This window comes from Streptomyces sp. NPDC058678 (assembly GCF_042714835.1).
Taxonomy (GTDB): Bacteria; Actinomycetota; Actinomycetes; order Streptomycetales; family Streptomycetaceae; genus Streptomyces.
Genome location: NZ_JBHXSG010000026.1, coordinates 20,010 through 44,885 on the forward strand (window position 1 = coordinate 20,010; position 24,876 = coordinate 44,885).

22 protein-coding genes are annotated in these 24,876 nt (G+C 70.9%); 16 read left to right on the forward strand and 6 right to left on the reverse strand.

Annotated elements, in window-relative coordinates:
* Nucleotides 1-120 precede the first annotated feature (120 nt).
* The 10 genes from ACFWWR_RS23300 to ACFWWR_RS23345 all read left to right on the forward strand — a co-directional run bounded on the left by ACFWWR_RS23300 (nucleotide 121) and on the right by ACFWWR_RS23345 (nucleotide 9,557).
* Nucleotides 121-1,122, forward strand: coding sequence for an FKBP-type peptidyl-prolyl cis-trans isomerase (locus tag ACFWWR_RS23300; RefSeq protein ID WP_383865010.1), 1,002 nt, complete (start codon nucleotides 121-123; stop codon nucleotides 1,120-1,122).
* Between the two features lie 60 nt (nucleotides 1,123-1,182).
* Nucleotides 1,183-1,554 carry an FKBP-type peptidyl-prolyl cis-trans isomerase gene (locus ACFWWR_RS23305; protein ID WP_383865007.1) on the forward strand — a complete coding sequence of 124 codons (372 nt, stop codon included), beginning with the start codon at nucleotides 1,183-1,185 and terminating at the stop codon, nucleotides 1,552-1,554.
* A 128-nt stretch (nucleotides 1,555-1,682) separates the two neighbouring features.
* A complete protein-coding gene (locus tag ACFWWR_RS23310; RefSeq protein ID WP_384305074.1) occupies nucleotides 1,683-2,636 on the forward strand; it encodes a helix-turn-helix transcriptional regulator in 954 nt (317 codons plus the stop codon).
* A 14-nt stretch (nucleotides 2,637-2,650) separates the two neighbouring features.
* Nucleotides 2,651-3,691 carry a helix-turn-helix transcriptional regulator gene (locus ACFWWR_RS23315; protein WP_383865002.1) on the forward strand — a complete coding sequence of 347 codons (1,041 nt, stop codon included), beginning with the start codon at nucleotides 2,651-2,653 and terminating at the stop codon, nucleotides 3,689-3,691.
* Complete coding sequence (locus ACFWWR_RS23320) at nucleotides 3,688-3,978, forward strand: hypothetical protein (RefSeq protein WP_383864999.1); 291 nt, start codon at nucleotides 3,688-3,690, stop codon at nucleotides 3,976-3,978. The genes ACFWWR_RS23315 and ACFWWR_RS23320 overlap by 4 nt, the downstream gene beginning before the upstream one ends.
* Before the next feature lie 10 nt (nucleotides 3,979-3,988).
* Nucleotides 3,989-4,183, forward strand: a complete 195-nt coding sequence (locus tag ACFWWR_RS23325; RefSeq protein WP_383864996.1) for a hypothetical protein — start codon at nucleotides 3,989-3,991, stop codon at nucleotides 4,181-4,183.
* 261 nt (nucleotides 4,184-4,444) lie between these two features.
* Nucleotides 4,445-4,735 carry a Sec-independent protein translocase subunit TatA gene (tatA, locus tag ACFWWR_RS23330; protein ID WP_383864993.1) on the forward strand — a complete coding sequence of 97 codons (291 nt, stop codon included), beginning with the start codon at nucleotides 4,445-4,447 and terminating at the stop codon, nucleotides 4,733-4,735.
* Nucleotides 4,736-4,782: 47 nt separating this feature from the next.
* Entirely contained in the window at nucleotides 4,783-5,730 is a 948-nt protein-coding gene (gene tatC / locus ACFWWR_RS23335) for a twin-arginine translocase subunit TatC (protein WP_383864990.1), read from the forward strand.
* Nucleotides 5,731-5,761: 31 nt separating this feature from the next.
* Nucleotides 5,762-6,652 carry a diacylglycerol kinase gene (locus tag ACFWWR_RS23340; RefSeq protein ID WP_384305077.1) on the forward strand — a complete coding sequence of 297 codons (891 nt, stop codon included), beginning with the start codon at nucleotides 5,762-5,764 and terminating at the stop codon, nucleotides 6,650-6,652.
* A 40-nt stretch (nucleotides 6,653-6,692) separates the two neighbouring features.
* Nucleotides 6,693-9,557, forward strand: a complete 2,865-nt coding sequence (locus ACFWWR_RS23345; RefSeq protein WP_383864984.1) for a DEAD/DEAH box helicase — start codon at nucleotides 6,693-6,695, stop codon at nucleotides 9,555-9,557.
* Between the two features lie 222 nt (nucleotides 9,558-9,779).
* Here the strand turns inward: ACFWWR_RS23345 and atzF are convergent, their stop codons facing one another.
* The 4 genes from atzF to ACFWWR_RS23365 are packed head-to-tail and all read right to left on the reverse strand — an operon-like array spanning nucleotide 9,780 to nucleotide 16,394.
* Nucleotides 9,780-11,432, reverse strand: coding sequence for an allophanate hydrolase (gene atzF / locus ACFWWR_RS23350; protein ID WP_384305079.1), 1,653 nt, complete (start codon nucleotides 11,430-11,432; stop codon nucleotides 9,780-9,782).
* A gap of 14 nt (nucleotides 11,433-11,446) precedes the next feature.
* Nucleotides 11,447-14,959 carry a 5-oxoprolinase/urea amidolyase family protein gene (locus ACFWWR_RS23355; RefSeq protein ID WP_384305081.1) on the reverse strand — a complete coding sequence of 1,171 codons (3,513 nt, stop codon included), beginning with the start codon at nucleotides 14,957-14,959 and terminating at the stop codon, nucleotides 11,447-11,449.
* Complete coding sequence (locus tag ACFWWR_RS23360; protein WP_383864975.1) at nucleotides 14,956-15,573, reverse strand: urea amidolyase associated protein UAAP2; 618 nt, start codon at nucleotides 15,571-15,573, stop codon at nucleotides 14,956-14,958. Before ACFWWR_RS23360 ends, ACFWWR_RS23355 begins: the two co-directional genes overlap by 4 nt.
* Nucleotides 15,570-16,394, reverse strand: coding sequence for an urea amidolyase associated protein UAAP1 (locus ACFWWR_RS23365; protein WP_383864972.1), 825 nt, complete (start codon nucleotides 16,392-16,394; stop codon nucleotides 15,570-15,572). Before ACFWWR_RS23365 ends, ACFWWR_RS23360 begins: the two co-directional genes overlap by 4 nt.
* Nucleotides 16,395-16,560: 166 nt before the next feature.
* Between ACFWWR_RS23365 and ACFWWR_RS23370 the strand changes: the two genes are divergently transcribed.
* The 6 genes from ACFWWR_RS23370 (at nucleotide 16,561) to ACFWWR_RS23395 (ending at nucleotide 22,148) form a co-directional block, all read left to right on the forward strand.
* The gene (locus ACFWWR_RS23370; protein ID WP_383864969.1) at nucleotides 16,561-17,196 is read left to right on the forward strand and encodes a TetR/AcrR family transcriptional regulator; all 636 of its coding nucleotides are present in this window, start codon (nucleotides 16,561-16,563) and stop codon (nucleotides 17,194-17,196) included.
* A gap of 321 nt (nucleotides 17,197-17,517) precedes the next feature.
* A complete protein-coding gene (locus tag ACFWWR_RS23375) occupies nucleotides 17,518-19,113 on the forward strand; it encodes a sensor histidine kinase (protein ID WP_383864966.1) in 1,596 nt (531 codons plus the stop codon).
* Nucleotides 19,110-19,517, forward strand: a complete 408-nt coding sequence (locus tag ACFWWR_RS23380; RefSeq protein ID WP_383864963.1) for a roadblock/LC7 domain-containing protein — start codon at nucleotides 19,110-19,112, stop codon at nucleotides 19,515-19,517. The genes ACFWWR_RS23375 and ACFWWR_RS23380 overlap by 4 nt, the downstream gene beginning before the upstream one ends.
* A complete protein-coding gene (locus ACFWWR_RS23385; protein ID WP_383864960.1) occupies nucleotides 19,514-19,930 on the forward strand; it encodes a DUF742 domain-containing protein in 417 nt (138 codons plus the stop codon). Before ACFWWR_RS23380 ends, ACFWWR_RS23385 begins: the two co-directional genes overlap by 4 nt.
* The gene (locus ACFWWR_RS23390) at nucleotides 19,911-20,534 is read left to right on the forward strand and encodes an ATP/GTP-binding protein (RefSeq protein WP_383864957.1); all 624 of its coding nucleotides are present in this window, start codon (nucleotides 19,911-19,913) and stop codon (nucleotides 20,532-20,534) included. Before ACFWWR_RS23385 ends, ACFWWR_RS23390 begins: the two co-directional genes overlap by 20 nt.
* Before the next feature lie 123 nt (nucleotides 20,535-20,657).
* Nucleotides 20,658-22,148: a cytochrome P450 gene (locus ACFWWR_RS23395; protein WP_383864954.1), complete on the forward strand. Its 1,491-nt coding sequence runs from the start codon at nucleotides 20,658-20,660 to the stop codon at nucleotides 22,146-22,148.
* Here ACFWWR_RS23395 and ACFWWR_RS23400 read toward each other — a convergent pair.
* Complete coding sequence (locus ACFWWR_RS23400) at nucleotides 22,142-23,092, reverse strand: RluA family pseudouridine synthase (protein WP_383864951.1); 951 nt, start codon at nucleotides 23,090-23,092, stop codon at nucleotides 22,142-22,144. The genes ACFWWR_RS23395 and ACFWWR_RS23400 overlap by 7 nt on opposite strands.
* A 42-nt stretch (nucleotides 23,093-23,134) precedes the next feature.
* Nucleotides 23,135-24,688, reverse strand: coding sequence for an amino acid permease (locus tag ACFWWR_RS23405; RefSeq protein ID WP_384305083.1), 1,554 nt, complete (start codon nucleotides 24,686-24,688; stop codon nucleotides 23,135-23,137).
* Between the last annotated feature and the right edge of the window lie 188 nt (nucleotides 24,689-24,876).

The window sequence follows — 24,876 nt, forward strand, 5'->3', positions numbered from 1 at the left end:
GTTCCGGAAGAACGTCCGGAACGCAACACGGGCGCCGTACGTTTCACGTACGGCGCCCTTCTCACGCCGTAGAGTTGCGCGCACGCCATCAACAAGATCGATGATTACGAGGCCCCCACCGTGCGCCGACGCTCACTCCTCATCGCCGTACCCACAGGACTGGTCACGCTCGCCGGATGCGGCGACGACGAGTCCGGCTCCAGTGAGGCGAGCGACAGCGCGTCGCCCTCGGCGTCGGCCTCGCAGTCCGTCCCGGCGCCGAAGATCGTCGACGGGCCGCTTCCGGCGATCACCGCGGGCACCAAGTTCGGCGAGAAGCCGACGGTCGCCAAGGGCAGCGGCGACCCCTCCAAGAACCTCGCGGTGAAGACGGTCACTCCGGGCAACGGCACCACCGTGGCCGAGAACGACTACATCCAGGCGAACTACCTCGGTCAGATCTGGGACACGGCGAAGGTCTTCGACAACTCCTACGACCGTAAGACGCCCCTGCTCATCCAGCTCGCCACGAGCAGCATCATCGACGGCTGGCGGTATGCCCTGGCCGGCAAGAAGACCGGCAGCCGGGTCGAGTTCTCCGTGCCGCCCACCTGGGGATACGGCAAGGAGGGCTACGCGGAGGGCGGTATCAAGGGCACCGACACGCTGGTCTTCGTCGTCGACCTGCTGGAGACGTTCAACGCCAAGAGCTCCGCCAAGGGCACGAACGTCGCCCAGGACAACGTGGACGTGCCGAAGGTCGGCACCAACACCGACGGCAAGGCGCCCTCCATCGAGATCCCCAAGAGCGACGCGCCGAAGAAGCTGGTCGCGAACTACGTCATCGAGGGCGACGGCGAAGAGGTCACCGCCGAGAACACCGTCCTCGTGCAGTACAAGGGTGTTCTGTGGGACTCCGGCAAGGAGTTCGACTCGACCTACGGCCGCAAGGCGCTGACGTCGTTCTCGCTCAAGCAGGTCGTCAAGGGCTGGTCGCAGGGCCTGACCGGCAAGAAGGTCGGCAGCCGCGTCCTCGTCGTCGTCCCGCCGGACCTGGGTTACGGCGACAGCCCGCCGGCCGGCAGCGACATCAAGAAGGACTCCACGCTGGTCTTCTCGGTGGACATCCTCGCGAAGATGTGACCCCACCGAGATGCAAGACTGTGTCTGTTGCCTTTCCGTACACAAGCAGGAGCTAGAGACGTGAGCATCGACAAGCCCGAGATCGACTTCCCGGGCGGCGAGCCCCCGGCGGACCTGGAGATCAAGGACATCTGGGAGGGCGACGGCGAGGTGGCGCAGGCGGGCCGGACCGTCACCGTCCACTACGTCGGCGTTGCCTTCAGCACCGGCGAGGAGTTCGACGCCAGCTGGAACCGTGGCACTCCGTTCAGCTTCCCGCTGGGCGGCGGCCGGGTCATCAAGGGCTGGGACCAGGGCGTGCAGGGCATGAAGGTCGGCGGCCGCCGCCAGCTGACCATCCCCGCCCACCTCGCCTACGGCAACCAGAGCCCGACCCCGGCGATCAAGCCCGGCGAGACGCTGATCTTCGTGGTCGACCTCCTCGGAGTCTGATCGCCGCAGACCGGTCTCGACCACCTGGGGCCCATGCCTGTCCGGGCATGGGCCCTCGGCTTTTGCCGCGCCACTTCGGGGCGGTACGGTCATCGTCCGTAAGCACCATAGGGAGGCGAAGGGCGTCGATGGCCATTGCCAAGGCCGAGCGACTGATGAACCTGGCGCTGTGTCTGCTCGGGACGCGGCGGCCGCTCAGCAAGCGCGAGCTGCGTGAGTCCATCGAGGCCTATCTGGAAGCCGGGTCGGACGACTCCTTCAACCGCATGTTCGAGCGCGACAAGGATGATCTGCGCGAACTCGGCCTGGTCATCGAGACCGTCGAGAACCTGGACGGTGAGATCGGCTACCTGGCCCGCCGCGACAGCAACCGCCTCCCGCCCGTCACCCTGGACGCCGAGGAGGCCGCCGCCCTGGGGCTGGCCGCCAAGGTCTGGCAACAGGCACGGCTCGCGGGCGCGGCCAGCGGCGCCCTGCAGAAGCTGCGCGCCGCCGGGCTCCCCGAGGACTTCGACCCGTACGAGACCCATGGCGCCCTGGAACCCCGCATCCCGGTGCACGAGGCCGCGTTCGAACCGCTGATGCTGGCCTGCCGTGACCGCCGCCCGGTCGTCTTCGACTACCGCAAGGCCACCGCCGCCCACCCCGAGCCCCGGCACGTCGAGCCGTGGGCACTGGAATGCTGGCGCGGCCACTGGTACCTGGCGGGCTGGGACCGCGACCGGAACGCCGAGCGGGTGTTCCGGCTGTCCCGGATCACCGGCAAGGTGCGCACCCGCGGCGCCCGGTACACCGCCCCGGTGCCCGACGTCGTCACCGTCCGCGAGACCGTCGCGAGCTGGGCCGGCGAGACCGCCGACCGCTCCGCGCTCATCCGGCTGCGCTCCGGCGCGGGCTTCCCCCTGCGGGCCAAGGCCGTCTCGGTCCGGGAACTGGGGGACGGCTGGGACGAGTTGGAGATTCCGTACGGCCACGGCCTGGACGCCTGGCTGGTGGAGTTCGGGCCGGACGTGGTGGTCCTGGAGCCGGCCGAGCTGCGGGCCGACGTACTGGACCGGCTACGTGCCGTGGCCAAGGGCTGAGGGGGCGTAAGAACGTGGTGGGAAAACCGGCCAGGCCGACGAACGCCATCGACCAGACCCGGCGGATGCTCTCGCTGATGACGTATCTGAGGGAGCGCCCCGGCGCCCGGGTCGAGGACGTCGCCCGGGCCTTCGGGATCACCGAGGACGAGCTGGTCTCCGACCTCGACGTGCTGCCCATGTGCGGCACCAGCTTCCGCGGCGGCGATCTGCTCGACATCGACACCGACGGCGAGCGCATCTGGTGGCACAACCCCGATGACGTCGCCGAGCCCCTGCGGCTCGCCGCCGACGAGGCCACCGCCCTGCTGGTCGCCGCCCGCGCGGTGTCCACGCTGCCCGGCCTGCGTGAGAGCGACCGGCAGGCGCTGCTGCGGGCCACCGCCAAGGTGGAGGCCGCGGCCGGCGAGCAGGCGGGGGCCAGCTCCCGGCTGTCGGTGACCTTCGAGTCCGAGGGCGGCGTCTTCGCGGACGTCGACCGGGCCATCTCCGAGCGGCGCCGCCTGTGGATCCGCTACTACTCGCCCGCCCGCGACGAGGTCACCGAGCGCGAGATCGACCCGATCCGGCTGGTCAGCGTCGGTCACACCTACGTCGAGGCCTGGTGCCGCCGCTCCGAGGCGCGCCGTACGTTCCGGCTCGACCGGGTCGCCGAGATCCGGATCCTCGACGAGCCGTCCGCCCCGCCCGAGATCGAGCTGCGGGACCTGTCCGAGGGGCTCGTGCAGCCCGCCGCCGAGGACCCGGAGGTCGTCGTCGAGGTCGGCCCCGGTGGGCGCTGGGTCGCCGAGTACTACCCGCACGACAGTGCGGACGAGCTTCCGGACGGCGGGCTGCGTATCACCCTGCGCACCCCGGAACCGGCCTCGCTCAAGCGGCTGGCGCTGCGGCTCGGGCGGGACGGCCGGATCGTCTCCCCGCGGGACCTCGCCGACAGCGCCCGCGAGGCGGCCCGCGAGGCGCTGGCGGCGTACGACGGGATCGAGGCGCACGGCGCTGCCGGAGCGCCCGTGGTCCACGACGGGCAGCACGAGAGGCAGGAGCAGGGGCTTTGAGCGAGTCGTCGACGCCCGGCGCGGGAGTCACGGTGGCCGCCGCGTTCGCCGGGATGCGGAACGTGACCCCGGTGACGTTCAGGGCGGGCTGCCCGGACTGCCGAGGCCGCTTCGAGCTCGCCGCGAGCGCCCTGCGCCTGGCCATCGGCGCCACGAGCCGCACCACCTTCTACTCCTTCACCTGCCCCGACTGCGCAACGGTCGTCCGCAAACCGGCGGGAGAGCGGATCGTCGAGCTGCTGACGGGCGGCGGGGTCAGGACCTTGCGGCTCCACTCGACCCTCTAGGCTCGGCACCATGTTCTGGCCGATGTTCGCGGTAGCTGTGGGTTTCCTGGGTCTCGCCGTTCTCGGTGTGCTCGCCGTACGGGTCTTCCTGGAGGCGCAACGTCTGGCCAGGCAGGTCACGGACTCGACGCGGCGCATCAACCGGGCCGCCGAGGACCTGGAGCGTGCCTCCATGAGCGTGGCCCGCTCCGTGGACTCACTGTGAGTCGTCCCGTGTGTTTCCTGTGAGTCACGGGTGTGATGCGCTTTGGGCCACTTCGCCCTGTCAACTTGGTGGTTCCGCCAGGTACGCTGCTCGTCGCGGCCCGGAGAACGAGGCCCGGGCCGCGGACCGGGAGTACGCACAGGGATTGCCACGCGTTTACCCCTGAGCGTTACGATCGCTGTCAGCACGGTCGATCGGACACATGTCCGACCGGTCGGACAGCTCCCCACTCCAGCCGCCTCGGTGAGAAGGTAAAGACTTATGTTCGGAAGGCTCGGCGCCCCCGAGATCATTCTCATCCTCGTCGTCATCATCCTGCTGTTCGGCGCCAAGAAGCTTCCGGACATGGCGCGCTCGCTCGGCAAGTCCGCGCGGATCCTCAAGAGCGAGGCCAAGGCGATGAAGTCCGAGGGCCAGGACAACGCGTCCGCTCCCGCGGCCCCGCCGCACGACGACCAGCAGCCCCCCGTCCAGCGCACCATCCAGGCCGCCCCCGGTGACGTGACGAGCTCGCGCCCGGTCACCGAGCCGACGGACACGACCAAGCGCTGACGCAGGGCCGGTGACCTCCGGCCCGCCGCACGAGATGGGAACGTGGGTTGCTGAAGTCTGCCCGCACAGAGGAGAAGGATCCCGAGGGGCGGATGCCCCTCGCGGAACACCTTCGCGAGCTTCGCAACCGGCTCGCGAAGGCGATGCTGGCCATCGTCGCCATCACTGTCGTTGCCGCCTTCTTCTACAACGACATCATCAATCTCATCACCAGGCCGATCCTGGACTCGGTCGGCTGTGAGCAGACCTTCGAGCAACTGGCCAAGTCGAAGTCCAGCGAACCGTGTGCGCAGATCACCATCAACGGTCTGCTCACCCCCTTCACCCTGGCCTTGAAGGTCTCGCTGATGGCGGGTGTGGTTCTGGCCTCGCCGGTGTGGCTCTACCAGCTGTGGGGCTTCGTCGCGCCCGGACTGCACCGGCACGAGAAGAAGTACGCCTACGCGTTCGTCGGTACCGGTGTTCCGCTGTTCCTCGGCGGTGCCTACTTCGCCTACACGGTGCTGCCCACCACGGCGAAGGTGCTGCTCGAGTTCACGCCGGCCGACGCTTCCAACCTGCTGCCGCTGGACGACCTGCTCGATCTCGTCATCCGCATGGTGCTCGTCTTCGGCCTCTCCTTCGAGCTGCCCCTGCTGCTGGTCTTCCTCAACCTCACCGGGGCGATCACCGGCAAGCGGATGCTCGGCTGGTGGCGCGGCATGATCATGGGCATCACGGTGTTCGCGGCTGTCGCCACGCCCAGCACCGACCCGCTGACGATGCTGGCGCTCGCCGGACCGATCTGGGTCCTGTACTTCGGTGCGGTGCTCTTCTCGCTGCTCAACGACCGGCGCAGGCGCCGCCGCGACGAACTGGGCCCCGACGACGACGAGGCCTCGGAGCTCGACCTCACCCCCGAGGAGATCGGTGAGGTGGAGACCGTCTCGGCCACCCGGGCGCTGCCCGAGCAGGCGAGCACGGAACGGGTCAACGGTTATGACGACGTGACCTGATCGAGTCGGCCGCCCTTGTAACGTCCGGGGCGTGACCAGCGAGATCACCCTCTTCGTCAACCCCACCGCGGGTCGCGGCCGGGGCGCCCACGCGGCGCAGCCGGCCGCTTCGGCTGTCCGGGCGGCCGGCTTCTCGGTGCGTACGGTCGTCGGTGCGAACGCCGAGCACGCCCTCACGCGCGCGCGTGCCGCCGTCGCCGACGGCACCGGCGCTCTGATCGCCGTCGGCGGGGACGGCATGGCGAATCTGGCTCTGCAGGCCGTCGCCGGGACGCGTACTCCGCTCGGCCTGGTCGCCGTCGGCACCGGCAACGACTTCGCCCGTGCCCTTGGTCTGCCGGTGCGCGACCCCGCCGCGGCGGGCCGTCTGATCGCCGACGCCCTCAAGGGCGCGCGGATTCGCGACGTCGACCTCGGCCGGGCGGACGGCCGGTGGTTCGGAACGGTCCTCGCCTCCGGCTTCGACTCCCGGGTCAACGACCGCGGCAACCGCATGCGATGGCCGACAGGGCGTCTCAAGTACGACCTGGCGATGCTCGCCGAACTCGCCGCCTTCCGCCCCTGTCCGTACCGGATCACGCTGGACGACGGCGGCGTCAGGGAGGTCGAGGCGACCCTGGTGGCCGTCGGCAACGGGTCCTCGTACGGCGGCGGCATGCGGATCTGTCCGGGCGCCGACCTCACCGACGGGCTGTTCGACGTCACGGTGGTGGGGGACTGCAGTCGTACGACGCTGCTCAGGGTGTTCCCGACGGTGTACCGGGGCCGGCACGTCGACCACCCGAAGGTCACCGTGCTGCGGGCGGCCAAGGTGGAGATCGCCGCGCAGGGGATCACCGGGTACGCGGACGGCGAGCCGCTCGGGCCGCTGCCGCTGACCGCGCGTTGTATGCCCGCTGCCGTCCGGATCGTAGGGCCGTGAGCTGCGGTAATTCGATGTTTATCGTCATCGGATCCGGATAATGATCGTCCTGTTGTCAGTGGGGCCCGGTAGTCTCGAAAGCACGATGACAGAGGACCTCTCACCGGCCGAGCGGTATGCGGCAGCACGTAGGCGCGCTGTCGAGCAGGCCACCGCGCTCGCCGGCTTCCGCGAGATGTACGACTTCGGCCTCGACCCCTTCCAGATCGAGTCCTGTCAGGCACTCGAGGCCGGCAAGGGCGTCCTGGTGGCCGCGCCCACCGGCTCCGGCAAGACGATCGTCGGCGAGTTCGCCGTCCACCTCGCCCTGCAGCAGGGCAAGAAGTGCTTCTACACGACGCCCATCAAGGCGCTGTCGAACCAGAAGTACGCCGACCTGTGCCGCCGTTACGGCGCGGACAAGGTCGGCCTGCTGACCGGCGACAACAGCGTCAACTCGGACGCCCCGGTGGTCGTGATGACCACCGAGGTGCTGCGGAACATGCTGTACGCGGGCTCGCAGACCCTCCTCGGACTCGGGTACGTGGTCATGGACGAGGTGCACTACCTCTCTGATCGCTTCCGCGGGGCCGTGTGGGAGGAAGTGATCATTCACCTCCCGGAGTCGGTCACGCTGGTGTCGCTGTCGGCGACCGTGTCGAACGCCGAGGAGTTCGGCGACTGGCTCGACACCGTGCGCGGCGACACCGAGGTGATCGTCTCCGAGCACCGGCCCGTGCCGCTGTTCCAGCACGTGCTCGCCGGGCGGCGGATGTACGACCTGTTCGAGGAGGGTGAGGGCCACAAGAAGGCCGTCAATCCCGACCTCGCGCGGCTGGCCCGGATGGAGGCCAGCCGGCCGTCGTACCAGGACCGCAGGCGTGGCCGTGCGATGCGCGAAGCCGACCGTGAGCGGGAGCGCCGGCAGCGCTCCCGCATCTGGACACCGAGCCGGCCCGAGGTCATCGAACGGCTGGACGCCGAGGGTTTGCTGCCCGCCATCACCTTCATCTTCAGTCGTGCCGCCTGCGAGGCCGCCGTCCAGCAGTGCCTGCACGCGGGACTGCGACTCAACGACGACGAGGCGCGGGAGAGGGTGCGCACCCTGGTCGAGGAGCGCACGGACTCCATCCCGACGGAGGATCTGCACGTCCTCGGCTACTACGAGTGGCTGGAGGGCCTGGAGCGCGGCATCGCGGCCCACCACGCGGGCATGCTGCCGACGTTCAAGGAGGTCGTCGAGGAGCTGTTCGTACGCGGCCTGGTCAAGGCGGTGTTCGCGACCGAGACGCTCGCGCTGGGCATCAACATGCCCGCTCGGTCGGTGGTGTTGGAGAAGCTCGTCAAGTGGAACGGCGAGCAGCATGCCGACATCACCCCCGGCGAGTACACCCAGCTGACCGGTCGCGCGGGGCGGCGCGGCATCGACGTCGAGGGTCACGCGGTCGTGCTGTGGCAGCGCGGGATAAGCCCCGACCACCTCGCGGGACTGGCCGGCACGCGCACGTATCCGCTGCGCTCCAGCTTCAAGCCGTCGTACAACATGGCGGTCAATCTGGTGGAGCAGTTCGGGCGGCATCGTTCGCGGGAGCTGCTGGAGACGTCCTTCGCGCAGTTCCAGGCCGACAAGTCGGTTGTCGGCATCTCGCGGCAGGTGCAGCGCAACGAGGAGGGGCTGGAGGGCTACAAAACCTCCATGACCTGCCACCTCGGCGACTTCGAGGACTACGCGCGGCTGCGCCGCGAACTCAAGGACCGGGAGACCGAGCTGGCCCGGCAGGGTGTCAGCGAGCGGCGCGCCGAGGCCGCCGTCGCGCTGGAGAAGCTCAAGCCGGGGGACGTCATCCACGTCCCGACCGGCAAGTACGCGGGCCTCGCGCTGGTGCTGGACCCGGGGCTGCCGGCCGGGCGGTCGAACGGCCATCGCGGCTTCGAGCACCATGACGGCCCGCGCCCGCTGGTGCTGACCGCCGAGCGGCAGGTCAAGCGGCTCGCGTCGATGGACTTCCCGGTGCCCGTCGAGGCGTTGGAGCGGATGCGGATCCCGAAGTCCTTCAACCCCCGCTCCCCGCAGTCCCGTCGGGATCTCGCCTCCGCGCTGCGCACCAAGGCCGGGCACATTCCGCCGGAGCGGGCCCGCAAGAAGCGGTCCCAGGCTGCCGACGACCGGGAGATCGCCCGGCTGCGCACGGCCATCCGCGCGCATCCGTGCCATGGCTGCAACGACCGGGAAGATCATGCGCGTTGGGCCGAGCGCTACCACCGGCTGCTGCGTGACACCTCGCAGCTGGAGCGGCGTATCGAGGGGCGTACGAACACCATCGCTCGGACGTTCGACCGGATCGTCGCGCTGCTGACCGAGCTGGACTACCTGCGCGCCGACGAGGTCACCGAGCACGGCAAGCGGTTGGCCCGGTTGTACGGCGAGCTGGATCTGCTGGCGAGTGAGTGCCTGCGGGCCGGTGTGTGGGAGGGGCTGGCCCCTGCCGAACTGGCCGCATGTGTCTCGGCGTTGGTGTACGAGTCCCGGGTCTCCGACGACGCCATGGCGCCCAAGGTGCCCTCGGGCAAGGCGAAGGCCGCGCTCGGCGAGATGGTCCGGATCTGGGGGCGTCTGGATGCCCTTGAGGAGGACTTCCGGATCACCCAGACCGAGGGCGTGGGCCAGCGTGAGCCGGACCTCGGCTTCGCCTGGGCGGCGTACATGTGGGCTTCAGGGAAGGGCCTCGACGAGGTGCTGCGCGAGGTGGAGATGCCTGCGGGGGACTTCGTGCGGTGGTGCAAGCAGGTGATCGATGTGCTGGGGCAGATCTCGGCGGCGGCGCCGGTTTCCGGCAGTGCGGGGTCGGCTTCGGTGGCGAAAAACGCGCGCAAGGCCGTTGACGAGTTGCTGCGGGGGGTTGTCGCTTATTCGTCGGTGGGCTGAGTCCCTGGCGTCGCGCCTTCGGGTGTGGTGGGGGGTCGGGGCCGTGTCGGGGGGTGTCCGTCCTCGGAACGGCGCGGAATCGGTTGCCTTTCCAGGTGCTCGTGCTGACGTGCCAACCGCTGCGGGCGGACACCCCCCGACACGGCCCCTCGCCGCCGTACGCGGGTGCCGCGCCGCGGGGGCGGGTGCCGGGGCGGGTGCCGGGGTGTTCGTCGGCTGACTTCAGCGGCTCAGGTACGCTCGCCAGCCGCCGTACGAGGTGATGTCCTCGGCGTCTGTGAGAGCGTCCGGTTCGCACAGGAAGCCGGGGAGTCGGCTGCCGTCCGCCAGTTCCACGCTGCCCAGCGTCATCGGGCGGGGGAGGGCGGTCAGGAGTCTGCCGAGGCCCTCTGCGGGGAGGCGCCATACCTCTGTCTCGATGGCGGAACCGCCGTCGCCGATGTGCACGAGGCCCGGCTTCGGCGGTTCGGTGGCCAGGGTGTGCAGGCGGTACAGGGGTGCCGTCGTGGTCGTACGGTCCAGGCGGGCGCCCAGGGCCAGGAGTTGGGGGTTCAGGGGCTGGCCGGACAGGTGGGCGCCCATCACTGCCAGGCGCGTCTCCGGCTGGAGCAGGGCGGCGATCCTCGCCAGGCGTTCGTCCGTGAACGCCGGGCCGATCAGCATCACGCCGAAGGGCAGGCCGTTGACCTCGCCGGCCGGGGCGGCGACCGCCGCGAGGTCGAAGAGGTTGGTGGAGTTGGTGAAGCGGCCCAGGCGGGCGTTGGCGCCCAGGGGGTCGGCGGCCACCTCGGCGAGGGTGGGGTGGCCTGGGGCGGTGGGGAGGAGGAGGGCGTCCGCGTCGGCGAGTTCGGTGCGGGCGCGGGTGCGCAGGGCCGCCAGACGGTCGGCGTCGGCGAAGAGCTGGTGGGCCGGGATGTCGCGGGCGCGGGTGATGATGCCGGCGACCGTGGGGTCGAGGGACGCGTCCCCCTCGGCCATCGCCTTGTCGACAAAGGTGCCGACTGCTGTGTAGCGCTCGGCCACGAACGCGCCCTGGTAGAGCATCGCTGCGGCCTCGGTGAAGGGGCCGAGGTCGAGCTCCTGCACCGATGCGCCCGCCTCGACGAGCTTTGCTACCGCGGCTTCGTACGCCTGTGCCCAGCCGTCGTCCAGTTCGCCGAGCTGGTGGCGTGGCGGCACCGCGATCCGCCACGGGCCCGGCGCTCGCTGGGGGAGCGGTGGGAGGTCTCGGTCGGGCGGGGAGGCCATTTGGGCGAGTGCCTGCTCGGCCTCCGGGAGGGTGCGGGCGAAGACCGTCACGCAGTCGAGGGAGGCGCAGGCCGGGACCACGCCCGTGGTCGGGACCAGGCCGCGGGTCGGCTTCAGACCGACGATGCCGTTGAAGGCGGCCGGGACGCGGCCCGAGCCGGCGGTGTCGGTGCCGAGGGCGAAGTCGACGATGCCCAGGGCCACCGCCACGGCCGAGCCGGAGCTGGAGCCGCCGCTGATCCTGGTCGGGTCGTGGGCGCCTCGGACGGCTCCGTGCGGGGAGCGGGTGCCGACCAGGCCCGTCGCGAACTGGTCCAAATTCGTGGTGCCCAGCACGATCGCGCCCGCGGCACGCAGGCGGGCGACGACCGGCGCGTCGGCCTCGGGGTCGTAGGCGTACGACGGGCAGCCCGCGGTGGTGGGCAGGCCGGCCACGTCGATGTTGCCCTTGGCGGCGAGCAGACGTCCGGCGAGGGGGAGTGGTTCGCGGGAGGCGACTCGTTCGTCGATCGTGCGGGCCTCCGCCTCGACCTCCGGCTGTGGGCGCAGGTCGATCCAGATCTCGGGGCGGTCGACCGCCTCGATGCGGGCGTAGGCGGCGCGGACTCGGGAGAGGGTGGTGGCCATGTGTCGTTCCTCTTTCAGTTCGCGGCAGGGGCCAGGACGACCAGTGCCGTCCCCGCCTCCACCTGGTCCCCGGGCCTGGCCAGGATCTCCGCGACCACGCCGTCCATCGGCGCGTGCACCCTGGACTCCATCTTCATCGCCTCCAGGGCGAGCAATGGCTGTCCGGCCGTCACCTCGTCACCCGGCGTGACGTTCAACTGCCAGACGGAAGCGGCGAACTCGGCCTCGATCAGACGGCCGCCCGGCGGGACGGTCACCTCGGCCGGGGGAGCGGCCGGCGCGGCCGCCGCCTCCGCCCGGGTGAACTCGCCCGCCGCCTCCCACGCGTCCCGCTCCGCCGAGAACGCCGTCTGCTGGCGGGACCGGAACCCGGCGATCGACTCGGCGTTCTCGGCCAGGAAGGCCTGGTACTCGGCCAGCGAGAAGGTGCCCTCCTCGATGCGCGGCACGAAGCGGCCGGACGCGATGTCGGCGCGGAGGTCGAGGAGTTCGTCGGCGTCGACCGGGTACCACTTGATCCGGTCGAAGAAGCGCAGGAGCCACGGGGAGCCGGGCTCGAAGGCGCCGCGCTGCTGCCAGCCCGACCAGACCTGCGTCGTCCGGCCCACGAACTGGTAGCCGCCGGGGCCCTCCATGCCGTAGACGCACAGGTACGCGCCGCCGATGCCGACCGAGTTCTCGGCCGTCCAGGTGCGTGCCGGGTTGTACTTGGTCGTCACCAGGCGGTGGCGGGGGTCGAGGGGGGTGGCGACCGGGGCGCCCAGGTAGACGTCGCCGAGGCCGAGGACCAGGTACTCCGCGTCGAAGACCGTGTCGTACACGTCCGCCACCGACTCCAGGCCGTTGACGCGGCGGATGAACTCGATGTTCCACGGGCACCAGGGCGCGTCGTCGCGGACGCCCGCCATGTAGCGGGCGATCGCCTCGCGGGTCGCCGGGTCGTCCCAGGAGAGGGGGAGGTGGACCGTGCGGGAGGGGACCACCAGTTCGTCGCTCGGGGGGAGGTGTGTGGTGATCTCCCGTACCGCGGTGAGGAGTTCGTGCTGTGGCAGGCGGCGCGGGTCCGTCCGGATCTGGAGGGAGCGGATGCCCGGCGTCAGGTCGGTGATGCCCTCCGGGCCCTGCTCGGCCACCGCCTCCATCAGTGCGTGGACGCGCATGCGCTGGGCGAGGTCGAGCTCCATCGGGCCGAACTCGACCAGGAGGTTGTCGTCGCCGCTGCGGCGGTAGGTCACCTCGCCGTCCCGGGCGAGGATGCCGCCGTCCACGATGGTGGGGCGGGGGGCGCCCGCCACGTCGACCGGCGTGAACCGCACGGTGTCGCCGGGGCGCAGCTGGCCCAGCTTCCAGCGCTCGGTGCTGATCACCGTCGCCGGGCACACGAACCCGCCGAGGGAGGGGCCGTCCGGGCCGAGCAGCACCGGCATGTCGCCGGTGTAGTCGACGGCTCCCACGGAGTACGGGGTGTCGTGGATGTTGGACGGGTGCAGGCCCGCCTCGCCGCCGTCGGTGCGCGCCCAGCGCGGCTTCGGGCCGACCAGGCGGACGCCCGTGCGCGCCGAGTTGAAGTGCACCTTCCACTCGGCGGCGTAGAAGTCGTGGATGTCCTCCTCGGTGAAGAACTCCGGTGCGGCGTGCGGGCCTTCGACAGCCTTGACGTGCCACACGGCGGAGAAGTCCGGGCGGTCCGTCTGCGGGACCGGCGTGCCTTGGACGGTCGTCCCGCCGTGCAGGACGTCGCCCGTGCGCAGCGCCCGGCCGCCGTGTCCGCCGAACCGGCCCAGGGTGAAGGTGCTCGCGCTGCCCAGGAAGGCGGGCACGTCGAGGCCACCGGCGACGAGGACGTACGTCCGCAGGCCGTGCTCGGAGGGCGTGCCGATCTCCAGTACAGCCCCTGCGGGCACCGTCACCGGCTCCCACTGCGCGACCGCCGTACCGTCGACGGTGACCGGGGCCGGTGCGCCCGTCACGCACACGGTCGTGGGGTGGGTGAACCTCAACGACGGGCCCTGGAGGGTGCACTCGAGGCCGGGAGCGCTCTCTTCGTTGCCCAGGGCGCGGTTTCCGAGCCGGAAGGACAGGTCGTCCATCGGTCCGCACGGGGGTACGCCCACCTGCCAGTAGCCGGTGCGGCCCGGCCAGTCCTGCACGGTGGTGAGGGTGCCGCCGGCGACGACCTCGATGCGCGGCGTCGGATCGCTCACGGAGGCGAGCGTCGCGGTGGAGTGCGTGGCCGTGGTGAAGTTCCGGTTCGCGAGTGCCGCCCGGACCAGGCCCAGGTTCGTCTCGATGCCGTCGACGCGGGTGCGGGCCAGCGCCTCGTCCAGCCTGCGCAGGGCGTGTGCCCGGTCCGGGCCGTACGCGACGACCTTCGCGAGCATCGGGTCGTACGACGTCGTGACCTCGGTGCCGGTCTCCACCCAGCCGTCGACGCGCACGCCCGGCGGGAACTCGACCCGTGTCAACAGGCCCGCGCTCGGCCGGTGGTCGCGTGAGGGGTCCTCGGCGTAGACGCGGGCCTCGACGGCGTGACCGCGCGGTGCGCCCGGATCGCGGACGACGTCCCGCTCGCCGCGCGCCAGCCGCAGCATCCAGGCGACCAGGTCGACGCCGTAGATCTCCTCGGTGACCGGGTGCTCCACCTGGAGACGGGTGTTGACCTCCAGGAAGTACGCCTCCTCGCGGGCGGCGTCGTAGACGAACTCGACGGTTCCGGCGGAGCGGTAGCCCACGGAGGCGCACAGGTCGCGGGCGGACACAGCGAGTTGCTCACGGATGCGGTTGGGAAGGCCCGGCGCCGGGGCCTCCTCCAGCACCTTCTGGTTGCGGCGCTGGAGCGAGCAGTCGCGGTCGCCGAAGGTGACGACTTCGCCCTCGCCGTCGCCGAAGACCTGCACCTCGACATGGCGGGCCCGCTCCACCAGGCGCTCCAGGAAGACGCCGGCGGAGGAGAAGGAGGCGGCGGCGACGCGCTGCACGCGCTCCCAGACGTCGGCGAGTTCGTCGGCGGAGCGACATGCCGACATGCCGATTCCGCCGCCACCGCCGGTCGCCTTGAGCATGACCGGGTAGCCGATCCCAGCGGCTTGCGCCTGTGCTTCGTCCAGTGACGCCAGCAGGCCCGTCCCCGGCGCCAGCGGCACCCCGGCCGCCTGGGCCGCCGCCCGGGCCGTGTGCTTGGCCCCGAACAGCTCCAGTTGCTCGGGCGTCGGGCCGACGAACACGATCCCGGCGTCCTCGCAGCGGCGCGCGAAGGACGCGTCCTCGGACAGGAAGCCGTAGCCGGGGTGGATCGCGCCCGCGCCGGTGTCCTTGGCCGCCTTCAGCACCAGGTCGGCGTCGAGGTACGACTCCTTCGCGGGCGCCGGGCCGAGCCGCACCGCCTCGTCGGCGAGCCGGACGTGCGGGGCGGAGCGGTCCGGGTCGGAGTACACCGCGACCGTGCGCAGGCCGAGCTCGCGCGCGGTGCGGATGATCCGGACCGCTATCTCGCCCCGGTTGGCGACGAGGAGCGTGTCGAAGCTCATGCGGTGCCCGCCTCGGTGATCGTCATCTCCACGGCCGTCGGCTCGAAGCCGTTGCACGGGTTGTTGATCTGGGGGCAGTTGGAGACGAGGACGAGGACGTCGCGCTCGGCCCGCAGGCTCAGCTTCAGGCCCGGGGCGGACAGACCGTCGACGATGCCGAGGGTGCCGTCCTTCTCGACCGGCACGTTCATGTACCAGTTGATGTTGGAGACAAGGTCCCGCTTGCCGAGGCCGTACCGCGCGCCCTCGGCGAGGAAGTTGTCCACGCACGCGTGCTGCGACCAGGTGTGATGGCCGTACCGGAGCGTGTTCGACTCCTTGGAGCAGGCGCCGCCGACCGTGTCGTGCCGGCCCACCTCGTCGGCGAGGACGGTCATCAGCGGGGTGTGCTCGTTGGACAGCAGCACACTGCCCGTGGTCAGGAAGATGTTGCCCTGCGCGTGGATCGTGTCGGGGGCGCTGTAGCGGACCGACGTGTCCTGGGCGTCGTAGACGAGGAAGTCGACGGCCTGGTTTCCGTGCAGGTCGGTGATGGTGAGGGTCTCACCGGCGTGGATCACGGACGACCATGCCGCACGGGCGGCGACAACGGACGTGTTCGCCCGGGTGCTCATGCGATCCCCCTCGCGGCAAGGAACTCGGCGGTGTTCAGGAAGGCGCGGCGGCCCTCGGGTGTGGCGTCCCACCGCGGGTCGCCAGGCGAGGTGGCCTCGGCGCGCCAGGCGAGCACCTCCAGCGGAGTGCTGACGTACTCGGCGCGAGGGTCGGCCGGATGCGGGACGTTGACGAGCAGGACCGTCACGTCCTGCTCGGCGCGCAGCGTCACGCTGCTGCCGGGGCCCGCCGAGCCGGTGAAGTCCAGGACGCCGTCCTCACGGATCTCCACGCCCTGGAAGAACGAGAGCGAGGGCGGCAGGTCGCGGGGCTCCAGGCCGTTCTTGGCGGCGGCCAGCTTGAACAGCTCGCGCCCTGCCGGGGAGGGGCTCTGCGGGGTGCCGTCGCCGTACCGCTCGGAGTTGCGCACGAGGGTGGAGGTGCCGCACAGGGCGTCGTGCCGTCCGGAGGTGTCCGAGACCACCGAGGCGAGGACCCGGCCCTGGTCGGAGAGGAGCAGTCCGCCCTCGCCGAGGTAGGCGTTCCACTGGACCTTCACCGTGTCGGCCACGTTGAGCCGCTCCCAGGGCCGGTCGGCGACGAACAGCAGGAGGTGTGCGCAGGCGTCGCCGTGCAGGTCGGTCAGGCGCAGTTCGGTGCCGCGGGCCAGTACCCGGTGTGTGTAGTTGCCGCCCGCCACCGTCTCGGCCCACACCAGGTGGCCCGCCTCGCAGGGCGGGTTCGGCCAGGTGCCGGCCGGTACGACGGGCATGGCCTCGGTGCGCGTGCCCTCCTGGGCGCGGGCATGGGCGCGGGCTCCGTACGTGGTCGCTGTCGCCATCGCGGGTCCTCCGGCTCCGTGTGTCGTCGTCCTGCTGAGGTCTAATTTCTGTCGCTCGACAGAAATTAATGGCGGGGCGGGTCGCCGGCATTGCCGCGTCGTTGCCGCTCGGTTACCGGGCCCTCACGAAGATCACCGCGGGCGCGCGTGTGCGAGGATCGAACGCATGGGGACAGCAGGTGCAGACCGGAGCCGACGGGTCGGCAGGCCGCGGGCCGCGCAGCGGCCGGACAGTGGTCTCGAACCGCGCGAGGAACTGCTCGCCGCCGCCGCGGAGTTGTTCACCACGCTCGGCTACGCGGCCACCTCCACCCGTGCCCTCGCCGAGCGCGCGGGCATGCGGCAGGCGTCCATGTACCACTACGTCTCCGGCAAGGAGGGGCTGCTCGCCGAGCTTCTGGAGTCCACGGTCACGCCCTCGCTGGCGTACGCCCGCGAGCTCCTCGCCGACGACGCCACCCCGGCCGAGGGCCGGCTGTGGGAGCTGTGCCGCGCGGACGTGGAGGTGCTGTGCGGTGGGCCGCACAACCTCGGCGTCCTCTACCTGCTGCCCGAGGTGCGCACCGAGGGGTTCGCCGGCTTCCACGCCGTGCGCGCCGAACTCAAGGACGCCTACCGGCAGTTGCTCGCGGCCACCGCGGCGGGCGGTGCGCTCGCCAAGAGTGAGCTCGATCTGCGTACGGACCTGGTGTTCGGGTTGATCGAGGGCGTCATCCTCGTCCATCGCTCCGACCCCGAGCGCCCGGTGTCGGCGTTCGCGGAGGCCACGGCGGACGCCGCGCTGCGCATCGCGGGAGTCTGAGCTCTTCGCACCGCTCCCGCCAGGGGCACTTCACTCGTCACGGTGGGTGTTTTCGTATGCCCGTACGCCGTGACGCACGGTGTGCGAATGAATCCTCAGCGTGTAAATGGGGCTGAGGGTACTCCTCTCCTCCGTCCCGTTTCAGGTGCTTGCTGAATATGACACGGCGATGATCCGGTCGGACTAAGCTCGCCCGCAGCGCACCGAGTTGAGATGTATTCGTGCGCTTGTTCCCAAACATACCGAAGATCCCGACAGATCCATGACAAACCCCCCTGCAAGCTCCCCAGACTCCCAGCCGATTTGTTTCAGAGGGCCCACATGGTGAGTGTTCAATCTCCTCCAGGTCGACGCGAACTCCCCTACGCACGCGTGCTGTTGCTGCCCGCCATAGTGATGGCCGCGGTGACCGGGGCCGCCGTCGCCGTGGTGACGGAGCCGGCCCGGGTGGCCGTCGGCTTGTGCGGAGCCGTCGCCACGCTGCTGGTGATCGTGACGGCGGCCGACGCGACGCGGCGCCGCCGCGCACTGCGGGACCTGCGGACGGACCACGCCCGTCACACCGCGTATCTGGAACGGCGGATCGCCGCCCACGACGAGGAGATGACACGCCTCGCCAAAGAGATCGCGCCGGCCGCGCTGGACCGACTGCGCCGTGGAAATACACCCCTGGAGGTGATTCGCGACCTCGGCCTGATCAACCCCGCGTGGAGCGACCTCCCCGAAGCGCAAGTGTCGTTGATCAAGACCGTGCTCAAGATCGTCGACCAGGAAGAAGTCCTGCGCGACTCCACGCAGCGCTCCTTCGTCAACATCGCCCGCCGCGTCCAGGCGATCGTCCACCAGCAGGCCAGTGAACTCCGCGAGATGGAGGAGGACCACGGCCGCAACCCCGAGGTCTTCGACGACCTGCTGCGCATCGACCACGGCACCGCGCTGATCGGCCGGCTCGCCGACTCCATCTCCGTCCTCGGCGGCGGCCGGCCCGGTCGTCAGTGGCCCGAACCGGTGGCGCTGTACAGCGTGCTGCGCGGTGCCATGTCCCGGATCCTGGAGTACGGGCGCATCGACCTCTCCTCGATCGCCAAGGTCAACGTCAAGGGCACCGCCGTCGAGCCCGTCATCCACGCCGCGGCCGAACTCCTCGACAACGCCACCCGCTACTCCCCGCCGCAGACCAAGGTCCACGTCACCGCCACCGAGGTGCAGACCGGCGTCGCCATCGAGATCGAGGACGCGGGCGTCAGCCTCAGCGAGGAGACCCGCGCCAAGGCCGAGGGCATGCTGGAACGCGCCAAGGCGGGCCTCGACCTCGAGGACCTCGGCGAGTCCCCGCGCCTGGGCCTCGCCGTCGTCGGCCGGCTCTGCAAGACGTACGACATGCAGGTGTCGCTGCGCGCCTCCGCGTACGGCGGTGTCCGCGCGATCCTCGTCGTGCCGAGCGACATGCTCACCTCCGAGCCCGGCGTCGGACTCGCCCACGGCATCGGCGCCACCGCCGTGCCCCAGGTCGACCTCGGCGCCCTCCCGGGCCCCAAGCGCACGGTCAAGAAGCGCCGCCCCACCAGCCCCAAGTTCACGGCCGCGCTCTCCCTGGAGGACGACGTCCCCGAGGTCACCGAGTGGACCGCGGGCGGCCTGCCGCAGCGCCGCAGCCGGGTCAAGACCTCGCTCACCCAGAGGTACGCCGAACAGGCCGCCATCGAACAGGCAGAACGGGAGGGCCGGCCGACCATCTGGTCGACCGCCAAGCGCGAGCCCGAGCCCGAGCCCGAGCCGAAGGCGCCCGAGCCCCCGCCGGGCCTGTGGGTCCAGGCGTTCTTCGACGGACTCAAGCGCCCGGGCACCACCGCATCCACCCAGCCGACCAATGAACCGGCCCACGTCGAGGCCGACGACGAGGGGAACCTCAAGTGATCCAGCAGCGAGGCAATTTCGACTGGATGCTCACGGACCTCGCCAAAGGCGTACCGGGCATCCAGATGATCGTGGTGCTGTCCGCCGACGGCCTGCGCATCGCCCGCCACGGCGGCGACCCGGACACCGCCGACCGTGTCGCCGCGGCCTGCGCCGGCCTGCAGAGCCTGGCGACCGCCGTCGCCCAGGAGATCCCGGGCAGCGACGGCGAGATGAAGATGGTGCTCATCGAGATCAACGGCGGCTACTTCTACCTGATGGCCGCCGGCGCCAACGCCTACCTCGCGGTGCTCTCCGACGTGCGCGCCGAACCCGGCTTCATGAGCTCCCGCATGAGCGACCTGGTCATCCGGATCGGCGCGCACCTCACCAGCCCGCCCAGGCGCAACGGCCAGACCGTATGACTCCTCCGCAGCGCCAGCGGCGATTCCCCAAGTCAGAAGCGGTTCCGCAACCCCTCCAGGAGGAACAGCAACCCCCGGAGGGGCCGAAGAAGAACCCCGAGCGGCTGTACGTGATCACCGGGCCCGACGGCGTCGAGCGCGTCGAGCTCGACCTGGTCACGTTAATCGTGGCGCGCGCCGACCCACCGCTCTCCGCCACGCCCGAGCAGGCGGCGCTGCTCCGGCTGTGCACCGCCCCCCTGTCCGTGGCCGAACTGTCGGCCTATCTCAGCCTGCCGTTCAGCGTGGTGACCGTCCTGCTCACCGAGCTGGTGGCGGCCGAACTGGTGACGGTCCGCGCCCCGATCATCCGCCAGGCGCTGGCCGACCGTTCCCTCCTCGAAGCGGTGATGCATGGACTTCAAAAGCTCTGACACCATCACGGGTCCACGAACCGAGGACCACCTCCCGCACACCGCCGAGGCCGCGGTGAAGATCGTCATCGTCGGCGGCTTCGGGGTCGGCAAGACGACCATGGTCGGCTCGGTCAGCGAGATCAGACCGCTGACCACCGAGGAGACCATGACGCAGGCCGGCGTCGGAGTCGACGACAACTACGGCTCCGACACCAAGACGGCCACCACCGTGGCCATGGACTTCGGCCGCATCAGCATCACCGACCAGCTCGTGCTGTACCTCTTCGGCACCCCCGGCCAGGAACGCTTCTGGTTCCTGTGGAACGGCCTGTTCGAGGGCGCGCTCGGCGCGGTCGTGCTGATCGACACCCGCCGGCTCGAGGTCAGCTTCGACGTCATGGGTCGCCTGGAGGAGCGCGGCGTGCCGTTCGTGGTCGCCGTCAACTCCTTCCCGGACGCGCCCCGTTACCCCGTCGAGGAACTGCGCACGGCACTCGACCTGAGCCCGGACATCCCCATCATCGAGTGCGACGCGCGCCGCCGCGCCTCCAGCCGGGACACCCTGATGACCCTGATGCGCTTTTTGCACTCCCTCGCGACGACGGGCTCGCTACGACGATGACCGCGCACCCGCCGCGACCAGCCGGCCCCGGCCGGATACGGCTCCCACGCCGGACACGGCTTCCCAGCCAGACCCGGCCCCGCAGACAGACACGGACACCGGATCCCCTTCGGAGCAACCACTGTGACGCCTGAATCCCACTCCCTGACCGGTACGGACCCCTCCCTCGGCCCGCCGCCCGGCTGCCCCGCCCACGGCCGCGGACCCGGCGGACTGCACCGGCTCTACGGACCCGAGGCGGAGGACCTCGGGTCCCTGTACGAGCAACTCCGGGAGGAGCACGGCCCGGTGGCACCCGTGCTGCTGCACGACGACGTACCGATGTGGGTGGTGCTCGGCCACACCGAGAACCTGCACATGCTGCGCACCCCCTCGCAGTTCTGCCGGGACAGCCGCATCTGGACCCCGCTCCAGGAGGGCATGGTCAAGCCCGACCACCCGCTCATGCCGCACATCGCCTGGCAGCCCATCGCCTCGCACGCCGAGGGCGACGAGCACCTCAGGCTGCGCGGCGCGGTCAACGGCGCCATCTCGACCATCGACCACCGGGGCATCCGCCGGCACATCAACCGCCACACCCAGCGGCTCGTCAACCGCTTCTGCGAACAGGGCACGGCCGACCTCGTCAGCGAGTTCGCCGAGCACCTGCCGATGGCCGTGATGTGCGAGATCCTCGGCATGCCCGACGAGTACAGCGAGCGGCTCGTGCAGGCGGCCCGCGACGCGCTCAAGGGCACCGAGACCGCGATCGCCAGCCATGGCTACGTCATGGACGCGCTGAGCCGGCTCACCGCCCGGCGCCGCGCCCAGCCCGAGGAGGACTTCACCAGCCACCTCATCACCCACCCGGCCCGTCTGACCGACGACGAGGTCAGGGAGCACCTGCGTCTCGTCCTTTTCGCCGCCTACGAGTCCACGGTCAACCTCATCGGCAACGTGCTGCGCATGGTGCTCACCGACCCGCGTTTTCGCGCCCAGCTCAGCGGCGGCCAGATGACGGTTCCCGAGGCGGTGGAGCAGTCCCTGTGGGACGAGCCGCCGATCAGCACGGTCCTCGCGTACTTCGCCAAGCAGGACACGGAGCTGGGCGGCCGGCGCATCCGCAAGGGCGACGGCATGCTGTTCGGCATCGCGCCGGGCAACATCGATCCACGAGTACGCCCGGACCTGTCCGCCAACATGATGGGCAACCGCTCCCACCTCGCCTTCGGCGGCGGACCGCACGAGTGCCCCGGCCAGGACATCGGCCGCGCCATCGCCGACACCGGCGTCGACGCGCTGCTGATGCGACTGCCGGACGTCGAACTCGACTGCGACGAGGAACAGTTGAGCTGGGCCGAGTCGATCGCCTCGCGCCACCTGGCGGAACTGCCCGTGCGGTTCGCCCCGAAGCCGCAGCAGGACGTGAAGGAGAAGCCCGGCCACGCCGCGGTTCCCTCCCAGCGGTCCAACTGGCAGGTCGGCACCCACCCGCCGGAGCCGGCTCCGGCGGCCGTGGCCCAGCCCCAGCCCCAGCCGGTCGCGGCCCCGCCGCAGCCGCCCGCGCCGACACCGGAGCCGGTCCGGCCGATGGGCGCCTGGCGGCGCTTCGTGCGCTGGTGGCGCGGTTACTGACCGGCCCACTCGTCGTACGAGGACCAGGCCTGAAGAGTCCTCGCGCTCCGGAACAGGTGCGCCACCCCCGTGACCGGATCGGTGAACTCCAGGCTCCGCGCCAGAAGTTGGAGCGGACGCCGGAAGTCACCGGCCGGCACGGGGCCGGTCACCACCGGGTAGAGCGGGTCGCCGACGATGGGCACGCCGAGGGCGTTCATGTGGACCCTCAGCTGGTGGGTCTGCCCGGTGGCGGGAGTGAGCCGGTACCTGCCGAGGCCGGGACCGCCGTGCTCGGCCAGTTCGACGCGGCTGACCGCGTTCGGCTCGCCCTCGACCTCGTAGGCGGCCAGCACCCCGCGTTCCTTCACGATCCGGCTGCGCACGGTCCGGGGCAGGACGAGCGAGGGATCGTACGGCGCCACCGCCTCGTACTCCTTGCGCACCGAGCGGTCGCCGAACAGCGACTGGTACGCGCCGCGCTCCTCGGGCCGTACGGTGAACAGCACCAGCCCGGCGGTGAGCCGGTCCAGCCGGTGCGCGGCGCCGAGCGTGGGGATGTCCAGTTCCCTGCGCAGCCGGGCGAGCGCGGTCTCGGTGACATGGCTGCCGCGCGGGATGGTGGCCAGGAAGTGCGGCTTGTCGGCGACGACGATGTGCTCGTCGCGGTGCACCACCTCGATCGGGAACGGCACCGGCACCTCGGCCGGCAGGTCCCGGTGGAACCACACGAACATCCCCGGCACGAAGGCCGCGTCCGGCGCCACCGCCCGCCCGTCCGCCCCGACGACCCGCCCGGCGTCGAACAGCCCGTCGACCACACCGGCGCCCGCTCCGGACAGCCGTTCCGTCAGGTGGGCGCGCACGGTGGCCCACGGCCCCTCGACGGGCAGCCGCACCCGCACCGGATCCACCCCCTCGCGCTGCGGCAGGGGAGAGGGCGGGATCCGGCGGCTGCGTGTCATCACGGGCAAGCGTAAGCGTGTACGCCGCGACCGGGCGGGGTGTTACGCCGCGACCGCCTCGGGCACCTCCGCCAGTGCCGCACGAGCCTTGTACGCCCGGTAGACCACGCCGATCACCACGGTGACCGTGAGGAACAGCACCGTGAACCACTGGAAGTACCAGTGCCCGCCCGCCGGGTCGTACACCGCTGCCCGCGGCCAGGCGAGGTTGACGGTCATGAACAGGCCGTACAGGAGGGCGAGGGCGTTGACGGGAACGCCCCAGCGGCCGAGCGAGAAGAGGCGGGCGCCCGTCTCGTCGGTGGCCTCGGCGCCCTCGGCGCCGAACTCGCCGCGCAGGCGGCGGACCAGGAGCGGGCCGGTGACCATCGCGTACGCCAGGTACAGCATCACGATGCAGGTGGTGCCGATGGCCAGGAAGGCATCCGGGGAGGCGAAGTTGAGCAGCAGCAGGGCCGCCGCCAGGACGCCGACCACCAGGGCCGGGGCGCTCGGCATGCCCGTGCGCGGGTTGACCTTGGCGAGGCGGCCGGAGAAGGGGAGCTGGCCGTCGCGGGCCATGGAGAACAGCATCCGGCAGGCGGCCGTCTGGATGGCCAGGGTGGCCACGGCGATCGCCACCACCACGTCGGCCAGCAGGACGCGGCCGACGCCGTCGCCCAGGCTGCTGGTGAGGACGTAGCTCAGGCCGTCGACGGCCAGACGCCCGTCGGTGAGGCTGGGGGCGGCGAGCAGGCCGCCGAGGACGATCAGCGTGGCGAGCAGGCCGGCCGCGCCGAGCGCGACGAGGATGGTGCGGGGCGCGGTGCGCCGCGGATGGTGCGTCTCCTCGCTCATCTCGCCCGCGCTGTCGAAGCCGATCATCACGTAGGCCGCCGCGAACGAGCCCACCAGCAGGGCCCCGAGCAGGCCGGACTGGGCGGCGCCCTCGGTGTGGAAGGTGATGCCGGGGGTGCGCTCGGAGTGGGTCAGCAGCAGGACGACGATCAGGACCGCACCGATGATCTCGGCGGTGACGCCGACGCGGTTGATCACGGACATCACGCGGTTGTCGAGGATGTTCACCAGTGTGGTCAGTGACAGCAGGATCACGCCGAGGACGGCCGCGTTGGCCGCGCCGTCCGCCGAGGTGATCGCCGAGTCGGTGCCGATCAGCTGGAAGCCGGACCAGATCGCCGGCAGCACCAGTTGCAGGGCCAGTGCCGCGGCCGCGACCACCACGATCTGCCCGATCACCATGATCCAGCCGGCGAACCAGCCGAAGGTGAGGTTCGAAAGACGCGACGACCACTGGTAGATGGCGCCGGAGATCGGATAGCGGGCGGCCAGTTCGGCGAAGCAGGCGGCCACCATCAGCTGCCCGACCAGTACCGCCGGCCAGGTCCAGAAGAAGACGGGGCCGCCGAAGGCGTACCCGAAGGCGAAGAACTGGAAGACGGTCGTCAGGACGGAGATGAAGGAGAACCCGGCTGCGAAGGACGCGTACCGGCCCAGGCTGCGGTGCAGTTCCTGGCGGTAGCCGAACTCGGTGAGGGAGCGGTCGTCGGGGGAGTGCGGTGGATCGGGGCGTACCTCGGAGGGGGTGGTGGTCGTCACGGCGGCACCTGCCTTCGACGCAGGGAGCGGAATTCCTGTCGGGTGACAGAAATTAGGGAGGTGCTGTTTCGCCCGCATGACGTCGCCGTATCTGTAGCGGGCCCAAGTCCTCACGCTCTTGCCGCACTCGGTAGGTCGCGATATGTCGCGTGTCGTGGGTATGGGTGCCCTGCCTGTCGACGGGGATG

What these genes read in the sequence shown, in the direction of transcription:
- ACFWWR_RS23400 (WP_383864951.1), bottom strand. Translation starts at nt 23,092, where the DNA reads ATGACACGCAGCCGCCGGATCCCGCCCTCTCCCCTGCCGCAGCGCGAG.
- ACFWWR_RS23375 (WP_383864966.1), top strand. Translation starts at nt 17,518, where the DNA reads ATGGTGAGTGTTCAATCTCCTCCAGGTCGACGCGAACTCCCCTACGCA.
- atzF (WP_384305079.1), bottom strand. Translation starts at nt 11,432, where the DNA reads ATGGCCACCACCCTCTCCCGAGTCCGCGCCGCCTACGCCCGCATCGAG.
- ACFWWR_RS23345 (WP_383864984.1), top strand. Translation starts at nt 6,693, where the DNA reads ATGATCGTCCTGTTGTCAGTGGGGCCCGGTAGTCTCGAAAGCACGATG.
- ACFWWR_RS23370 (WP_383864969.1), top strand. Translation starts at nt 16,561, where the DNA reads ATGGGGACAGCAGGTGCAGACCGGAGCCGACGGGTCGGCAGGCCGCGG.
- tatA (WP_383864993.1), top strand. Translation starts at nt 4,445, where the DNA reads ATGTTCGGAAGGCTCGGCGCCCCCGAGATCATTCTCATCCTCGTCGTC.
- ACFWWR_RS23355 (WP_384305081.1), bottom strand. Translation starts at nt 14,959, where the DNA reads ATGAGCTTCGACACGCTCCTCGTCGCCAACCGGGGCGAGATAGCGGTC.
- ACFWWR_RS23385 (WP_383864960.1), top strand. Translation starts at nt 19,514, where the DNA reads ATGACTCCTCCGCAGCGCCAGCGGCGATTCCCCAAGTCAGAAGCGGTT.
- ACFWWR_RS23360 (WP_383864975.1), bottom strand. Translation starts at nt 15,573, where the DNA reads ATGAGCACCCGGGCGAACACGTCCGTTGTCGCCGCCCGTGCGGCATGG.
- ACFWWR_RS23310 (WP_384305074.1), top strand. Translation starts at nt 1,683, where the DNA reads ATGGCCATTGCCAAGGCCGAGCGACTGATGAACCTGGCGCTGTGTCTG.
- ACFWWR_RS23390 (WP_383864957.1), top strand. Translation starts at nt 19,911, where the DNA reads ATGGACTTCAAAAGCTCTGACACCATCACGGGTCCACGAACCGAGGAC.
- ACFWWR_RS23325 (WP_383864996.1), top strand. Translation starts at nt 3,989, where the DNA reads ATGTTCTGGCCGATGTTCGCGGTAGCTGTGGGTTTCCTGGGTCTCGCC.
- ACFWWR_RS23365 (WP_383864972.1), bottom strand. Translation starts at nt 16,394, where the DNA reads ATGGCGACAGCGACCACGTACGGAGCCCGCGCCCATGCCCGCGCCCAG.